Source organism: Avibacterium paragallinarum, from assembly GCF_900450705.1.
Classification (GTDB): Bacteria; Pseudomonadota; Gammaproteobacteria; order Enterobacterales; family Pasteurellaceae; genus Avibacterium; species Avibacterium paragallinarum.
The window spans coordinates 1,741,781-1,756,785 of record NZ_UGHK01000002.1 but is presented as its reverse complement, the minus strand read 5'-3'; the positions used below and the strand labels follow the sequence as shown (position 1 = coordinate 1,756,785).

Sequence of the window (15,005 nt, the reverse complement as noted above, 5' to 3'; positions counted from 1 at the left end):
CACAACACTCCTTAATTCACCGAATTTTTATGTAATTTTAAATTTTCTACTTTATGCGAACGGTAGATCGCATTGATTGCGTGGATTAACGCCCGTGCAGAGGATTCCACAATATCCGTTGCCAAGCCCACGCCGTGGAAGCGGCGACCTTTATGCTCCACCACAATATCCACTTGCCCGAGTGCTTCCGCCCCCTCGCCTTTGGCAGTTAAGTTGTAGTTCAACATTTTTAGTTCGATACCCGTGATTTTCAAAATGGCATTGAACACCGCATCAACAGGCCCATTCCCACCGCTCGACACTTGGCTTAATTTCTCGCCGTCCAATTCCACTTGTACGAAAGCGGAAGCGGGCAAATGGCTAATCATTTGCGAGGTGATCACGTCAAGGGTTAAGCGATATTCATCACCCTGTTGCATATCAATAAAGGCAAGGGCTTCTAAATCGTAGTCAAAGACTTGCCCTTTTTTATCCGCTAATTTCAAAAAGGCTTCGTATAATTTATCCAAATCATATTCATTTTCTTGATAACCCATTGAATCCATATGGTTTTTCACCGCCGCACGACCAGATCTTGCGGTCAAATTCAATTTTTCTTTTTTCAAGCCGATGGTTTCTGGCGACATAATTTCATAGGTGTTTTTATTTTTCACCATACCATCTTGGTGGATTCCTGAAGAATGGGCGAAGGCGTTTGATCCCACAATGGCTTTATTCGGCTGAATCGGCATATTGCATAATTGGCTCACCATTTGACTAACGCGATGAATTTCTTGCGTATTAATGCGAGTGTCCACGCCGAACAAGGCTTGGCGGGTTTTGATCGCCATCACCACTTCTTCTAATGCGGTGTTGCCCGCACGCTCGCCGATACCGTTGATGGTACATTCAATCTGTCTTGCCCCGTTTTGTACGGCAGTTAAAGAATTGGCAGTCGCCATACCCAAATCGTTATGGCAATGCACAGAAATCACCGCCTTATCAATATTCGGCACGCGGTTCATTACATTGGCGATAATGTTGCCGTATTCCATCGGTAAGCAATAGCCCACGGTGTCGGGAATGTTCACGGTGGTTGCCCCCGCATTAATCGCCGCTTCTACGATACGGCAAATATTGTCAATCCCCGTACGCCCTGCGTCCTCGCAAGAAAATTCCACATCATCAGTATAACGTCTGGCACGTTTCACCGCGTTGATCGCCATTTCTACCACATCGTCAAAAGTGCGGCGTAATTTGGCTTCAACGTGCAAGGCGGAGGTGGCGATAAAAGTATGAATACGAAAGGCTTCAGCCACTTTCAAAGCTTCCGCAGCCACATCAATGTCTTTATCCACCGCACGAGATAAGGCACAAACGCGACTATTTTTAACCTGTTGTGCAATGGTTCGGACAGATTCAAAATCCCCCGCTGAAGATACAGGGAAGCCCACTTCCATCACATCAACGCCAAGACGCTCAAGGGCAAGTGCGATTTGCAACTTTTCTTTTACTGTTAAACTGGCTTTCAATGCCTGCTCGCCATCGCGTAATGTGGTGTCAAAGATAATCACTTGATCTGTCATAATTTATCCTTTCGTTAATTTGAAATAAAAAAAAGCCCGACTATAAAGTGCGGGCAAAATTTGGGAAACTGTTACATTGCGTGTTTTTCATCCACAAGCTAGCCGCACAAAAAATGTGAGAGGAGCAGGCGGAGTGAGAGCAAAACACGAATAAACATAAAACATAATCCTTCTTAAAAAGGCTGTTTATCTTACCTGTTAAAAATGTACTGTCAAATACTTTTTTAGCATTTTATGCCTAATTAAACGATTGCTGAAAGATTTAAAAAGCAGAAAAATTTGAATTTTTTAGGGGCTGTAGTAGATTAGCCCTAAATTTCACACCATTTTCGCAATATTTTTAACTGCTCTTTTGGTGTCCCAAAGTTAAACCGAAATTCACATTCCTTCAAGAATAAAGGAAAGTTTTTTCGGTTAATTCCATTATATTTTCGCAGTATCCGCTTCGCCTGATTCCAAAAATTTTCAATGCCATTAATATGATTTTGTTTCACCGCAAATAGCTCGGAATGATTGATTCGTTCGTGGTGAAATTCACTCACATCAAGTGCATCATAACTGCGATAAGTGTCCGTATAAACCCAGCTATCAGGCTTGATTTTTCTTTTAATAACAGGGAGTAATGTTTCACTCTTGGTGTTTTCAACCACAACAGTAAATACCTTTCCTTGTCGTTTTAGTAACCCAAAAACAGCAACTTTTCCAGCCGCTCCTCGTCCTCGTCCTCGTTTTCCCTTTCGATGACCACCAAAATAGCTTTCGTCTAGTTCAATTTCCCCCTCAAAAATCTCGTTAACTTCAAGGGATAAATGATAGCCAATCACAAGCCTGATTTTATGGTAGAACAAAGCGGCTGTATTCGGTTGAATATCTAGCAAATTTGCTGCTGTTCTTGCAGTAACTTCTGCGACAAAAAACTCAAGCAGTTTTTTCTGTATGGATTGCTTTAATTTACAATATGTTATCTTCATTTTTGTAGTATATCATTGTTGCTAATCTACTACAGCCCCATTTTTTATTATAGTTAGTGTTTTATTCTTTATTGATAAAAAATGGTATTTTTTTATACTGCACTTTTCGTAAAATTCCTGTTATAAAATTTATTCTTATGCGTAAAATAAAAGAGGTTTTTGCGTTAAATCAATAATCGCCGCAAATACTTCTAAAGTAGTATGATTTCTTGGGTTAATCGTTACGCTTCATTCGCGGCTTTATGGTAAAATTCGGGAATTTTCGGCACGGAGTGGATTTTTATGTCAATAATCAATCAATTACAACTCAAAGAAATCACTTGTCAGCGGGGGGATAAAACCTTATTTACGGATTTATCTCACTCTTGGCAAAGTGGTGATTTTGTGCAGATTGAAGGGCATAATGGCATCGGTAAAACCAGTTTATTACGCATTTTAGTGGGTTTAGCTTCACCGCTTGTGGGGCAGGTGTGTTGGAATGGTGAGCCGATCACCCAATGCCGTGAAGAATATTATTATCAGCTATTGTATTTGGGACATCAGGCGGGCATTAAACCTGAGCTAACCGCGTGGGAAAATTTGCAGTTTTATCAAGCCATTAGCCAATGTCAGCAAGGCGATGAGGCATTATGGCAGGCGTTAGAGAAAGTGGGATTAATCGGGCGTGAGGACATTGTTGCAGGGCAACTTTCCGCAGGGCAGCAACGACGCATCGCCCTTGCTCGTTTATGGCTGTCGCAAGCACCACTATGGATTTTAGACGAGCCTTTCACTGCCATTGATAAAAAAGGCGTGGGCGTTTTAACCCAACTGTTTGAACGGCACGTTGCCAATGGGGGAATGGTGATTTTAACCAGCCATCAGGAAATCCCAAGCCAAGCCTTGCAACGCCTTGATTTAGAAAAATACAAAGCCAACGCAGCCGAGTAGAACAACAGTGCGATAAAAGTGCGGTAGAAAAATAGAGTAGTTTTTATGGGAATATTTAGCCAAATCATCAAACGAGAACTTCGCATTGCAATGCGAAAACAAACGGAAATTCTTAATCCGTTGTGGTTCTTTTTGATTATCATCACCCTGTTTCCGCTGGTTATCGGGCCAGAGCCAAAATTGCTCGCGGAAATTGCCCCTGGAGTGGCTTGGGTAGCGGCCTTGCTTTCTGCCTTGCTGTCTTTTGAACGCCTATTTCGTGATGATTTCATTGATGGCTCGTTGGAGCAATTAATGCTCAGCTCGCAGCCTTTAGCCCTTACCGCATTGGCGAAAGTGGTGGCTCACTGGCTTTTAACGGGCTTTCCGCTGATTTTGCTTTCACCCATTGCGGCATTATTGCTTTCTTTGGATAGCCATATTTGGTGGGCGTTGGTGCTAACCTTGTTGATTGGCACACCAATTTTAAGCTGTCTTGGGGCGATTGGGGTAGCTTTAACGGTGGGGTTACGCAAAGGGGGCGTGTTGCTGAGTTTGCTCGTGTTGCCTTTGTTTATCCCCGTGCTGATTTTTTCTGCTTCCGTGCTAGAAGCTGCCGAGTTGTCCCTTCCTTACAACGGACAGTTGGCGATTTTAGGTGCGATGTTATGTGCGGCTTTAACCCTATCGCCTTTTGCGATTGCGGCGGCATTACGCATTAGTATTGAATAATATTGAAGGATTTTTAATTTATTTTTAAAGGAAAACAATCTTATGTGGAAATGGCTTCATCCTTATGCCAAACCAGAAACGCAGTATCATTTATGCGGTAAATTTATCCCTTGGTTTGTGCTGCTTTCAACCTTGTTAATCGGCACAGCACTGGTGTGGGGGCTGGCTTATGCCCCTGCGGATTATCAGCAAGGCAACAGCTTTCGCATTATGTACATTCACGTTCCTGCCGCTATTTGGTCGATGGGCCTTTATGTGTCGATGGCTGTGGCTGGCGTGGTTGGGCTTGTGTGGCAAATTCGCCAAGCCTATCTTTCCATTATCGCAATGGCACCGATCGGCACGGTATTTACCTTTATCGCCTTGATTACAGGGGCGATCTGGGGCAAGCCAATGTGGGGAACGTGGTGGGTGTGGGACGCACGCCTCACCGCATCATTAATCTTATTTTTCTTATACTTAGGGGTGATCGCCCTGTATTCCGCGTTCCAAGATCGCACCACAGGAATGAAAGCCGCAGCGATTTTGGCTATCGTGGGCGTGATCAACATTCCGATTATTCATTTCTCGGTGGAATGGTGGAACACCCTGCATCAAGGGGCGAGCATTACCAAATTTGAAAAGCCCTCTATCGCCACGCCGATGTTAATCCCGCTGATTTTGTCGATTTTTGGCTTTATGGCATTGAGCATTTGCTTAACCCTCGTGCGTTATCGCTTGGCATTGCTGAATGATGAGAAAAAACGCCCTTGGGTTAAAGCCCTTGTGAATGGGAAATAAATTTAGCTAAAATTAGCACCGCACTTTGAGATTGTTTGAAATTGAGTTCGGCTGAAATAAAGTGCGGTGGTTTTTTAACGTATTTTTTGATTTTAGAAGGATAAGAAAATGTTTTTTGAATCTGTGAGTGATTTTCTCAATATGGGGGGCTATGGCTTTTATGTGTGGCTATCCTACGGGTTGTCGTTTTTGGCTTTGGCTGGCTTGATTGTGCAAGGAATGTTACGCAAAAAAACGCTCATCAAAGAAATTCAGCGTGAGCAACAACGCGTGAAATATCAATCTTCACAGGGGGAAAGCCTATGAACCCAAGACGTAAATCTCGCCTTAAAATCGTGCTATTTGTGCTGTTTGGCGTGGCAGTGGCGTTTTCCCTCGTGCTTTACGCGTTGCGACAAAACATTGATTTGTTTTATACCCCAACGGAAGTGATCTACGGCAAAAATGATGATGCCGATACGAAGCCGAAAGTGGGGCAACGTATCCGAGTAGGCGGAATGGTGGTGGCTGGTACGGTGAAACGTGATGATAAAAGCCTCAAAGTGGTGTTTGATCTCAACGATATTGGGCCTGCGATCACCGTAGAATATGAGGGCATTTTGCCTGATTTATTCCGCGAAGGACAGGGGATTGTGGCACAAGGTGTGTTGAAAGCACCGACCGTGTTAGAGGCGAGCGAAGTGCTAGCGAAACACGATGAAAACTATGTGCCGCCAGAGCTAGGCGAGCAAATGAAAAAGGTGCATAAACCGATGGGAATTTCGGATTTAACGGGCGAAAGCGAGCGTGATCGCCAAGAAAAACAAGAAGGTAAACAATGATCGCCGAATTAGGAAATTATGCCTTAGCACTGGGGTTCGGCGTGTCGCTATTATTAGCCTTTTTCCCGCTTTATGGGGCTGAAAAAAATAATCCTCAGCTAATGGCACTGGCTCGCCCAATGACCTACGGGCTGTTTTTTACCCTCAGTTTTGCCTTTGCGTGCTTGTTTTATTTATTCGCCACCAATGATTTTTCTGTGCAATATGTGGTGAATAATTCCAACACGAATTTACCGCTAGCGTATCGCTTATCGGCAGTGTGGGGATCGCACGAGGGATCGCTATTATTATGGATTTGGTTACTGAGCCTATGGAGTGCGGCAGTTGCCTTTTTCAGCAAACCCTTACCGCAAGAAGCGGTGGCTCGGGTGTTGGGCGTAATGGGCGTGATTACCATTGGCTTTTTAATTTTTGTTTTGTTTACTTCCAACCCTTTTGACCGTACTTTTCCTGATTTCCCTGTGGAGGGGCGTGAACTTAACCCGTTATTGCAAGATGTGGGGCTGATTTTCCACCCGCCATTGCTTTATATGGGCTATGTGGGCTTCTCGGTGGCATTTGCCTTTTCGATCGCTTCATTAATGACAGGAAAACTCGACACCGCGTGGGCGAGATGGTCGCGTCCTTGGACAATGGCAGCGTGGATTTTCTTAACCCTCGGCATCGTGCTTGGATCTTGGTGGGCATACTACGAATTGGGCTGGGGCGGCTGGTGGTTCTGGGATCCTGTAGAAAACGCGTCTTTAATGCCTTGGCTAGCAGGCACGGCGTTATTGCACTCGCTGGCGGTAACGGAAAAACGTGGCTCGTTCAAAGCGTGGACAGTGTTACTGGCAATTTTAGCTTTCTCGCTGTGTTTGCTCGGCACGTTCCTTGTGCGTTCAGGGATTTTAGTTTCGGTACACGCCTTTGCTTCCGATCCTACTCGTGGGCTGTATATTCTCGCCTATCTCATTGTAGTGATTGGTGGCTCACTGGCATTATATGCCTACAAAGGCAATCAAATTCGCTCACGCGATAATGCCGAACGCTATTCCCGCGAAACAATGTTGTTGCTCAATAATATTCTTTTAATGACCGCACTTTCCGTGGTGTTTTTGGGTACATTATTGCCGTTAGTGCATAAACAGCTCGGCTTGGGAAGCATTTCCATTGGTGCGCCGTTTTTCGATCAAATGTTCCTCTACATTATGATCCCTTTTGCCTTGTTACTCGGCATTGGGCCTTTAGTGAAATGGCGACGTGATCAGTTTTCTGCCATTAGAAAGCCTGTCATTATCAGCCTTGTAGTGATGATGATTGCGGGCTTTGCCTTGCCTTATTGGCTTCAAGATCGCATTACACTCACCTCAGTGCTTGGCGTGATGATGGCAGTGATTATCAGCGTGCTAGCGTTGTATGAATTGCAACAACGTGCCACCCACCGCCACCACTTTTTAGTTGGGCTGACAAAACTTTCTCGCTCTCACTGGGGAATGGTGTTGGCACATTTTGGCGTAGCGATGACTGTTTGGGGTATTGCCTTTAGCCAAAACTACAGCATTGAACGTGATGTACGAATGAACGTAGGCGACAGTATTGATATTGCAGGCTATGACTTTAAATTTCAAGGCATTAGCGATGCCAACGGGCCGAACTATCTCGGCGGCAAAGCGGAAATTGAAATCAGCAAAAACGGCAAATACGAAACCACCTTATACGCCGAAAAACGCTTTTACACCGTGAGCAAAATGTCGATGACCGAAGCCGCGATTGATTGGGGCTTTAGTCGCGATCTCTATGTCGCCTTAGGCGAAAGCCTCGGCAATGGGGCGTGGGCGTTGCGTTTATATTACAAACCGTTCATTCGCTGGATTTGGTTCGGCGGCGTATTGATGGCATTGGGCGGATTGCTCTGTATGCTCGACCGACGCTATCGTTTCAAACAACTTTTAAACAAAACTCAGGCAGAATAAGAAGGTCATAATGAAGAAAAAATATGCCATTCCGTTAATCCTTTTTTTAGTGTTGATCCTCGCTTTTTTCGTACAGTTGCAACGCAACGCTAACGGCGATGATCCAAAAGCATTGGAAAGTGCCTTGGTGGGAAAACCTGTGCCACAAGCGAACTTGCAAGATTTGTTTGAAAACAAAACGTACGATCAAAGCATTTTCCAACAAGGCAAACCCATTTTGTTGAATGTGTGGGCGACGTGGTGTCCCACTTGCTATGCGGAACATCAATATTTGAACCAGCTTCATTCGCAAGGCGTAACCATTATTGGCGTGGATTATAAAGATAAAAGCGACAAAGCGATCAAATGGCTTAAGGATCTCGGCAACCCTTATCAGCTCGTGATTAAAGACGAAAAAGGCTCGTTCGGGCTAGATCTCGGGGTTTATGGTGCGCCAGAAACCTTCATTATTGATGGCAAAGGGATCATTCATTATCGCTATGCTGGCGATGTGAATGAAAAAGTGTGGAAAACCACCTTACAGCCGATTTATCAAAAATTAATGGAACAACAATAATGCAAAAACGTGCTTATTTTCTGACCGCACTTTTCTTTTTTGCCCTGAACAGCAATGGGGCGATCGAAGTGCGAAATTTTGCCTCTGAGCAACAAGAAAAGGATTACCAATCCCTCACGCAAGAATTGCGTTGCCCGCAATGTCAAAATAACAACATTGCGGATTCCAACGCCACCATTGCGGTGGATATGCGAGAAAAGGTGTATGAACTCTTGCAACAAGGGCAAAGCAAATCGCAAATTGTGGATTATATGGTGCAACGTTACGGCAATTTTGTTACCTACAACCCGCCATTGACCCCTGCCACCCTTTTCCTATGGGCGATGCCGATTGGCTTGATTTTACTGGGGATCATTTTAGTGCTACGCCGTAAGCCTAAAACGCAGGAAAAAACCAATGTGTGGGAACAAAGTGCGGTGCAAAAAAATGATGAAAATTTAACCCAAGCGGAGCAACAACGCTTGGCACAGTTGCTAAAAGATAAGGAATAAACAATGAATTTTTGGCTCGCAAGTTTGGGGATCACCTTAGTGGTAGCGGTGATTTGTTTTTATCCCTTATTATTTTCTACTCGCCAAACTCTTGATAATCATAAGCGGGATAAACTCAACAAAGCCTTTTATTTCAATCGATTAAAGGAATTGGAAAATGATGAGCAACAAGGGCTGATTGAAAATGCTGCCCCGTTACGCACGGAATTACAACAAGCCTTATTACAAGATATTCCCGAAAGCGAACCGCAGCCACAAGATCGCAAGCAATACGGCAAAATTTGGTTTGTATCGGGCTTCTTGACATTGGCGATTTTAGCGGGCTTGGGCTATATGAAAGCGGGGGCGTGGCAACAAGAAGCAATGATGGAAAACACCTTGCAAAAACTACCGCACTTTTATGAACGCTTAAAAGAAGAAGACAGCAAGCCGATGAGCGATCAGGAATTGCAACAATTCGCCGTCGCCTTGCGTTTAAAATTGCAACAATCGCCGAATAATCCAGCCGATTGGTGGACGCTTGGGCAAATCGCAATGAATTTGGATAACGCCCGTTTAGCCTATGACAGCTATGCAAGAGCGGTGAAATTAGATCCTGAAAATATTGAATATCAGCTTTCCTATGCGAGAGTATTAATGTTCTCAGAAGATCAAAGCGACAAGAACAAAGGAATGGAGTTGCTGCGTGGCGTGTTACGCAAAGATCACAGCAATCTACAAGCCTTAGGCTTGTTAGCCTTTCAATATTTTGAAAATGAAGAATACAAAATGGCAGCGGTAACTTGGGCGATGATGCTACGCCTTATTCCTGAAAATGATCCACGGGTTGGCTTGCTAGAAAAAAGTATCCGTGCCACTCGTGATGCACAAGCTGAAAAAGAAAAAAGCGAGAAATAAAATGCGGAGGCGAAGCAATGATTTTAACAGTCTTAGGTGGTCAAACCAAGCATAGCTCCTTATTAAAACAAACTTCATAAGGTGTTTATCAACTAAATAAAAGTCGATGATTTCATTCATCGACTTTTATTTGGAGCTCCTCATTGTATAGTCATTTAAGTTCAAAATAAGACTAAACAACGCACCGTAGATAGTACAGATAGTACGGCAAGGCAATGTAACGCCGTATTATTTTGAAATCAAAGGACTATAATATTGACTTATCTCTTACTGTTGCAAAAAATCCCTCTTAATCACTTCTTCTTAGCATATTTGAGGGAATCAATGGCAACGGCAAAAATGATAATGCTGCCTTTGATGATATATTGCCAATAAGGATTTACACCGATGTAGGTTAAACCATAGTTGATCACGGTGAAGATTAGTACCCCAGTAATCACCCCCATTACCGTTCCTACACCTCCAGCAAACGAAACTCCACCGACGACACAAGCAGCAATTGCATCAAGTTCATACATAAAGCCGAGATTATTCGTGGCACTGCCGATACGCCCAGCTTCTAGCATTCCGCCGAACGCATAGAATATGCCGGCGATCATATAGATGGCGACTAAATTCCGCGTTACATTCACCCCTGACACACGAGCGGCTTCAGGGTTTCCACCAATGGCGAAGATATTTTTTCCAAAACGGGTTTTATTCCATAATATCCAAACAAAAAGAGCACAAATTGCCGCATAAATAGTGATATAGGAAAGTTTAAAGTTGCCTAAACGGAAAAAGCCTTGTGCAAAACTGGAGAATTGTTCATTAAAACCTGCAATGGGTGAAGAACCTACTGCATCGTAATAGAGTGAATTAATACCATAAACGATGATCATTGTTCCCATTGTGGCGATAAATGGCGTTACATTTAAATAGGCAATCACGACCCCATTGACTAAACCAATCACAGCCCCTACAGCACAAACAATAAGAATGACAACAGGAATAGGGATTTCCCCCAAATTTGGAAAAACACGGTTCATATTATCCATCGCTTGCAGTAATGTTGCGGAGATCACCGCGGCCAATCCCACTTGACGACCCGCAGATAAATCTGTACCTTGCGTTACCAGTAAACCCGCAACCCCAAGAGCGATAATCAAACGCACAGAAGATTGGGTAAGAATATTGCTAAAATTTCTTAAACTGAGAAAACTTGGATCTTGCATAATGATAATGCCAAGTAACACGAGCAGTACGAAGTAAATGGCGTTCTGTTTCAGGAAATCCAGCGATTTATTTTGTTTTAAAGCAGACATAATTTATTTCCTTCCAAATTAGAGATATTTCGCGGCAAGTTGTAAAATTTCTTCTTGCGAAGTGTTGGCAGTTTCCACAATGCCTGCCATTTTCCCATTACTCATTACCAAAATACGATCAGTTACACCTAAAAGTTCTGGCATTTCGGAGGAAATCATAATAATGCCTTTCCCTTTGTTGGCGAGTTCCATAATGAGCTGATAAATTTCAAATTTTGCCCCAATATCAATGCCTCGAGTGGGTTCATCAAGCATCAAAATTTCAGGTTGAGTGAGTAGCCAACGTCCAATTACCACTTTTTGTTGGTTACCGCCTGAAAGTGAACCAATGGTGGTTTTATGCGATGGGGTTTTGACATTCATCGCATCGATCACCCACTGCGTATCACTTTTCATTTTGCTTCCACTTAGTAAACCTAATTTTCCAAGATAAGATTTCATATTTGAGATCAATGAGTTAAACTCAATATTTAAGTTAGCATAAATACCCGTTGAACGCCGTTCTTCTGTAACCAAGGCAAAGCCATTGTTAATCGCCTCAAGTGCGGTACGATTTTTCATTGTTTTTCCGTGCAGTTTAATTGTCCCCGATTTGCGTTCTCGCACACCAAACAGTGTTTCGACAATGTCCGTGCGTTTCGCCCCAACCAAGCCTGCGATACCTAAAATTTCTCCTTTGCGTAATTGAAAACTGATCGCTTGAATAGAGGGTTGATTAAGTGCGGTTAAATTTTCTACTTCAAGGATCACCTCTTGTGGTGTATTGGTTTTTTTTGGAAAACGTTGGGTAAGTTCACGCCCCACCATCATTGCGACAATATCGTCCATCGTGGTGTCTTTGACAGCAACGGTGTTGATCCATTTTCCATCACGCAAAATGGTAATTTCATCACAAATTTTGAATATTTCGTCCATTTTATGCGAAATATAAATGATCCCACAGCCACGATTTTTCAGTTTTTCGATGATTTTAAACAAATGTTCCACTTCTTTTTCTGAAAGGGACGAAGTGGGCTCGTCCATAATCACAATTTTCGCGTTGTAAGAAAACGCCTTTGCAATTTCAATCATTTGCATTTGTGAAACGGATAAATTCGCCACTTTTTCTTTTGGATCAACATCGATATCGAGTTCATCAAAAATGGCTTGAGTATCACGATACATTTTAGCGTGATCAACAAAAATACCTTTTAACGGATAACGTCCAAGCCAAAGATTATCCATCACATTACGCTGCCGCACGAGGTTTAACTCTTGGTGAACCATAGAAATACCATTTTCTAAGGCTTCTTTTGAGGTCTTAAAATTAACAGGCTGATTTAAAAAGTGAATTTCCCCTCCATCTTTTGTATAAATACCAAATAAACATTTCAGCAAGGTGGATTTTCCTGCTCCATTTTCCCCCATTAAGGCGTGAACAGAATGAGAATGAACGGTGAGATTTGCTCGATCCAAGGCTTTAACACCAAGAAAGGTTTTGCTGACATTTGTCATTGTAAGCAAAACTTTTTTATTCTTTTCAGTTTGAGCTTGCACAATGTTATCCCTTGATTCTTTGGGGAAACAATATTGTTTCCCCACTGATATGGCTATTATTTTAAAAATGTGGCTAAGTTATCAGAATCAATACCAACATAGGGGATTCGCAATACTTTCTTTTCAAGCTTCCAATTTGTTCCTTGAGTAATCTCTTTTCCTTTCGCAAGATTATCTGCAAATTGAACGATAACTTTACCTTGCGTTACCCCATCTTGTAATACTGTCCCTGTAATATCCCCTTTTTTAATGAGCTGTAAAACCTCAGGTAAAGCATCTACCCCAAAGATAGGTAACTTTTTACCGTGAGCTTTAGCCGCTTCTAAAGCGCCCATTGCCATACCATCGTTATTTGCAATAACAACTTCTATTTCATTCGCTTTTGAGCTTGATAACCAAGCATCCATTTTATCTTTTGCCATTGCAGCGTCCCACATTGCTGTATCAATAAAAAGCTGTTCGGTTTCAATACCACTTTTGTTTAGCTCTTCAATGACATATTTTGTTCGTGCCTCAGCATCTGGATGTCCTGGTTCACCTTTCAGCAACACATATTGGATTTTGTGATCTTTATTTAAATCAAAATCAGGATTGGCTTTCCAATGTTTCGTAATAAGTTGCCCTTGAATAATCCCCGATTCTTTCGGATCTGTGCCTACATAGTAAGCCTGTTCATAACTACCTATGGCTTTTGCACCTGGATCTTTATTAAAGAATATTACGGGTACTTCTTCTAATTTTGCCTTACCAATAATTGTTGAAGCTGCTGCGGGATCAACAAGATTAATCGCAAGTGCTTTCACTCCCTTAGAAATCAGCACATCCACTTGATCATTTTGCACCGATTGAGCATTTTGCGAATCATTCATTAATAGCTCTACATCTAGGAACTGCTTAGCTTCTTTTTCAATAGCTTGTCTCATTAAAGACATAAAATTATCGTCATATTTATAAATAGTCACGCCAATGCGATTTGATGCTTGTGCAGATATTACCAAACCTAAACCTATTGTAAGTGCGGTACTTTTTAGTAGGGATTTTTTCATAAGCTTGCTCCTTAGTAACTTAACGTGAGATAAAAGAAAAGATACGACGCTATACATATGTTCATTTAAAATTTGAGTATAACGAAAAAATCAGAGAAAGACTGTGATCCTTTTCACATTTAGAAAAAGAATCCATAAGAAGATCATTGAAAATGTGATAATGATCATAAATAAATGAGAACGGCTATGCAAAATCTAACCGAAAAAAGACGAAGCGAAGTTCCATTTACTCGATTTTCTTTTTCAATTTGTGATCAAGTTAATAGTTTATCTTTAGCAATCTGTTATACTCATTTAAGTGAAAAATAAAACAGCACATTACGCAGAAAGCAATAAATAGAAAGATTCATTTTTATCACTGTTTGAAAAGAGAGCCAATCATGTTCGAATCATTCATCACCACAGAACACCCACACCGTCGCTACAATCCGCTAACTGAACAATGGATACTGGTTTCCCCTCACCGAGCAAAACGTCCGTGGCAAGGGCAACAAGAGAAAAATGAAACAGTTCAAAAGCCAAGTTATGATCCTCAATGCTATCTTTGTCCAACAAATAAACGCATTACCGGTGAACAAAATCCCAATTACCGCAAACCTTTCGTATTTAAAAATGATTTTTCTGCCTTACTCAACAATACGCCCAGCCCAGAACTTTCCGATGATCCCCTATTCAAAACTGCTCCCGCACAGGGGGAAAGCCGTGTAATTTGCTTTTCACCTGATCACAGCAAAACCTTACCGCTACTCAGTATTGAAGAAATTACATCGGTGATCGAAGTGTGGCAACAACAACTTAATGAGCTAGGGCAACATTATCCTTGGGTACAAATTTTTGAAAATAAAGGTGCGGTAATGGGCTGTTCCAACCCTCACCCGCACGGGCAAATTTGGGCTAGCAGTTTTCTGCCCAATGAAGTAGCCCAAGAAGATCAAGCTCAGCAACGCTATTTTGAAAAATATGGTACTGTGCTACTGGTGGATTATGTACAACGTGAGCTTGCCCTAAAAGAACGCCTTGTGGTGGAAACAGAACATTGGGTTGCCCTTGTGCCTTATTGGGCGGTTTGGCCTTTTGAAACCTTGCTGTTACCCAAAGCCCATAGCAAGAATTTTTCTCAGCTCACCCCAGCCCAACAGCAGGATCTCGCATTAGCATTGAAACAGCTAACCACCAAATACGACAACTTATTTGAAACCAGCTTCCCTTATTCAATGGGCTTTCATTTTGCTCCCTTTAATGGAAAAGAGAACACTCATTGGCAACTACACGCCCATTTTTACCCGCCATTATTACGTTCAGCTACGGTGCGAAAATTTATGGTGGGCTATGAAATGTTGGCTGAAAACCAACGTGATCTCACCGCCGAACAGGCGGCGGAAAGATTGCGTGCGTTAAGCGACATTCATTACCAATTACGCTAATTCAATAAAGGAGAACAC

15 protein-coding genes are annotated in these 15,005 nt (G+C 42.5%); 10 read left to right on the top strand and 5 right to left on the bottom strand.

Features of this window, described 5'->3' with window-relative positions; all coding sequences use genetic code 11:
- Window positions 1–11: 11 nt before the first annotated feature.
- Window positions 12–1,565: a 2-isopropylmalate synthase gene (gene leuA / locus DXZ23_RS13605; protein ID WP_017805093.1), complete on the bottom strand. Its 1,554-nt coding sequence runs from the start codon at window positions 1,563–1,565 to the stop codon at window positions 12–14.
- A gap of 311 nt (window positions 1,566–1,876) precedes the next feature.
- Window positions 1,877–2,536, bottom strand: a complete 660-nt coding sequence (locus tag DXZ23_RS13600) for an IS1595 family transposase (protein ID WP_017805094.1) — start codon at window positions 2,534–2,536, stop codon at window positions 1,877–1,879.
- Between the two features lie 282 nt (window positions 2,537–2,818).
- Here DXZ23_RS13600 and ccmA point away from each other — a divergent pair, with 282 nt between their 5' ends.
- From ccmA to ccmI, 9 genes are all read left to right on the top strand, one after another.
- Window positions 2,819–3,466 carry a cytochrome c biogenesis heme-transporting ATPase CcmA gene (gene ccmA / locus DXZ23_RS13595; protein WP_017805095.1) on the top strand — a complete coding sequence of 216 codons (648 nt, stop codon included), beginning with the start codon at window positions 2,819–2,821 and terminating at the stop codon, window positions 3,464–3,466.
- Window positions 3,467–3,511: 45 nt separating this feature from the next.
- The gene (gene ccmB / locus DXZ23_RS13590; RefSeq protein WP_017805096.1) at window positions 3,512–4,177 is read left to right on the top strand and encodes a heme exporter protein CcmB; all 666 of its coding nucleotides are present in this window, start codon (window positions 3,512–3,514) and stop codon (window positions 4,175–4,177) included.
- Window positions 4,178–4,219: 42 nt separating this feature from the next.
- Window positions 4,220–4,957 carry a heme ABC transporter permease gene (locus tag DXZ23_RS13585; RefSeq protein WP_017805097.1) on the top strand — a complete coding sequence of 246 codons (738 nt, stop codon included), beginning with the start codon at window positions 4,220–4,222 and terminating at the stop codon, window positions 4,955–4,957.
- 108 nt (window positions 4,958–5,065) lie between these two features.
- Window positions 5,066–5,263, top strand: coding sequence for a heme exporter protein CcmD (ccmD, locus tag DXZ23_RS13580; RefSeq protein ID WP_017805098.1), 198 nt, complete (start codon window positions 5,066–5,068; stop codon window positions 5,261–5,263).
- Window positions 5,260–5,778 carry a cytochrome c maturation protein CcmE gene (gene ccmE / locus DXZ23_RS13575; protein WP_017805099.1) on the top strand — a complete coding sequence of 173 codons (519 nt, stop codon included), beginning with the start codon at window positions 5,260–5,262 and terminating at the stop codon, window positions 5,776–5,778. The genes ccmD and ccmE overlap by 4 nt, the downstream gene beginning before the upstream one ends.
- Window positions 5,775–7,733 (top strand): heme lyase CcmF/NrfE family subunit, encoded by a 1,959-nt coding sequence (locus DXZ23_RS13570; RefSeq protein ID WP_017805100.1) that lies wholly within the window; start codon window positions 5,775–5,777, stop codon window positions 7,731–7,733. Before ccmE ends, DXZ23_RS13570 begins: the two co-directional genes overlap by 4 nt.
- Before the next feature lie 10 nt (window positions 7,734–7,743).
- Window positions 7,744–8,289, top strand: coding sequence for a DsbE family thiol:disulfide interchange protein (locus tag DXZ23_RS13565; RefSeq protein ID WP_017805101.1), 546 nt, complete (start codon window positions 7,744–7,746; stop codon window positions 8,287–8,289).
- The gene (locus DXZ23_RS13560; RefSeq protein WP_017805102.1) at window positions 8,289–8,780 is read left to right on the top strand and encodes a cytochrome c-type biogenesis protein; all 492 of its coding nucleotides are present in this window, start codon (window positions 8,289–8,291) and stop codon (window positions 8,778–8,780) included. Before DXZ23_RS13565 ends, DXZ23_RS13560 begins: the two co-directional genes overlap by 1 nt.
- A 3-nt stretch (window positions 8,781–8,783) precedes the next feature.
- Window positions 8,784–9,677 (top strand): c-type cytochrome biogenesis protein CcmI, encoded by an 894-nt coding sequence (gene ccmI, locus DXZ23_RS13555; protein ID WP_017805103.1) that lies wholly within the window; start codon window positions 8,784–8,786, stop codon window positions 9,675–9,677.
- A gap of 293 nt (window positions 9,678–9,970) precedes the next feature.
- Here ccmI and mglC read toward each other — a convergent pair whose 3' ends face one another.
- Genes mglC through mglB form a run of 3 tightly spaced genes read right to left on the bottom strand, consistent with a single transcriptional unit; the run spans window position 9,971 to window position 13,563 of the window.
- A complete protein-coding gene (gene mglC, locus DXZ23_RS13550; protein ID WP_021723910.1) occupies window positions 9,971–10,981 on the bottom strand; it encodes a galactose/methyl galactoside ABC transporter permease MglC in 1,011 nt (336 codons plus the stop codon).
- Between the two features lie 18 nt (window positions 10,982–10,999).
- The gene (mglA, locus tag DXZ23_RS13545; RefSeq protein WP_017805104.1) at window positions 11,000–12,517 is read right to left on the bottom strand and encodes a galactose/methyl galactoside ABC transporter ATP-binding protein MglA; all 1,518 of its coding nucleotides are present in this window, start codon (window positions 12,515–12,517) and stop codon (window positions 11,000–11,002) included.
- Between the two features lie 56 nt (window positions 12,518–12,573).
- Window positions 12,574–13,563 (bottom strand): galactose/glucose ABC transporter substrate-binding protein MglB, encoded by a 990-nt coding sequence (gene mglB / locus DXZ23_RS13540; protein WP_021723909.1) that lies wholly within the window; start codon window positions 13,561–13,563, stop codon window positions 12,574–12,576.
- Window positions 13,564–13,943: 380 nt separating this feature from the next.
- Here mglB and galT point away from each other — a divergent pair, with 380 nt between their 5' ends.
- A complete protein-coding gene (gene galT / locus DXZ23_RS13535) occupies window positions 13,944–14,987 on the top strand; it encodes a galactose-1-phosphate uridylyltransferase (protein WP_017805106.1) in 1,044 nt (347 codons plus the stop codon).
- The last annotated feature ends 18 nt before the right edge of the window (window positions 14,988–15,005 follow it).

Coding starts and splice junctions, on each gene's coding strand:
- leuA (WP_017805093.1), bottom strand. CDS start 1,565: ATGACAGATCAAGTGATTATCTTTGACACCACATTACGCGATGGCGAG.
- DXZ23_RS13600 (WP_017805094.1), bottom strand. CDS start 2,536: ATGAAGATAACATATTGTAAATTAAAGCAATCCATACAGAAAAAACTG.
- ccmA (WP_017805095.1), top strand. CDS start 2,819: ATGTCAATAATCAATCAATTACAACTCAAAGAAATCACTTGTCAGCGG.
- ccmB (WP_017805096.1), top strand. CDS start 3,512: ATGGGAATATTTAGCCAAATCATCAAACGAGAACTTCGCATTGCAATG.
- DXZ23_RS13585 (WP_017805097.1), top strand. CDS start 4,220: ATGTGGAAATGGCTTCATCCTTATGCCAAACCAGAAACGCAGTATCAT.
- ccmD (WP_017805098.1), top strand. CDS start 5,066: ATGTTTTTTGAATCTGTGAGTGATTTTCTCAATATGGGGGGCTATGGC.
- ccmE (WP_017805099.1), top strand. CDS start 5,260: ATGAACCCAAGACGTAAATCTCGCCTTAAAATCGTGCTATTTGTGCTG.
- DXZ23_RS13570 (WP_017805100.1), top strand. CDS start 5,775: ATGATCGCCGAATTAGGAAATTATGCCTTAGCACTGGGGTTCGGCGTG.
- DXZ23_RS13565 (WP_017805101.1), top strand. CDS start 7,744: ATGAAGAAAAAATATGCCATTCCGTTAATCCTTTTTTTAGTGTTGATC.
- DXZ23_RS13560 (WP_017805102.1), top strand. CDS start 8,289: ATGCAAAAACGTGCTTATTTTCTGACCGCACTTTTCTTTTTTGCCCTG.
- ccmI (WP_017805103.1), top strand. CDS start 8,784: ATGAATTTTTGGCTCGCAAGTTTGGGGATCACCTTAGTGGTAGCGGTG.
- mglC (WP_021723910.1), bottom strand. CDS start 10,981: ATGTCTGCTTTAAAACAAAATAAATCGCTGGATTTCCTGAAACAGAAC.
- mglB (WP_021723909.1), bottom strand. CDS start 13,563: ATGAAAAAATCCCTACTAAAAAGTACCGCACTTACAATAGGTTTAGGT.
- galT (WP_017805106.1), top strand. CDS start 13,944: ATGTTCGAATCATTCATCACCACAGAACACCCACACCGTCGCTACAAT.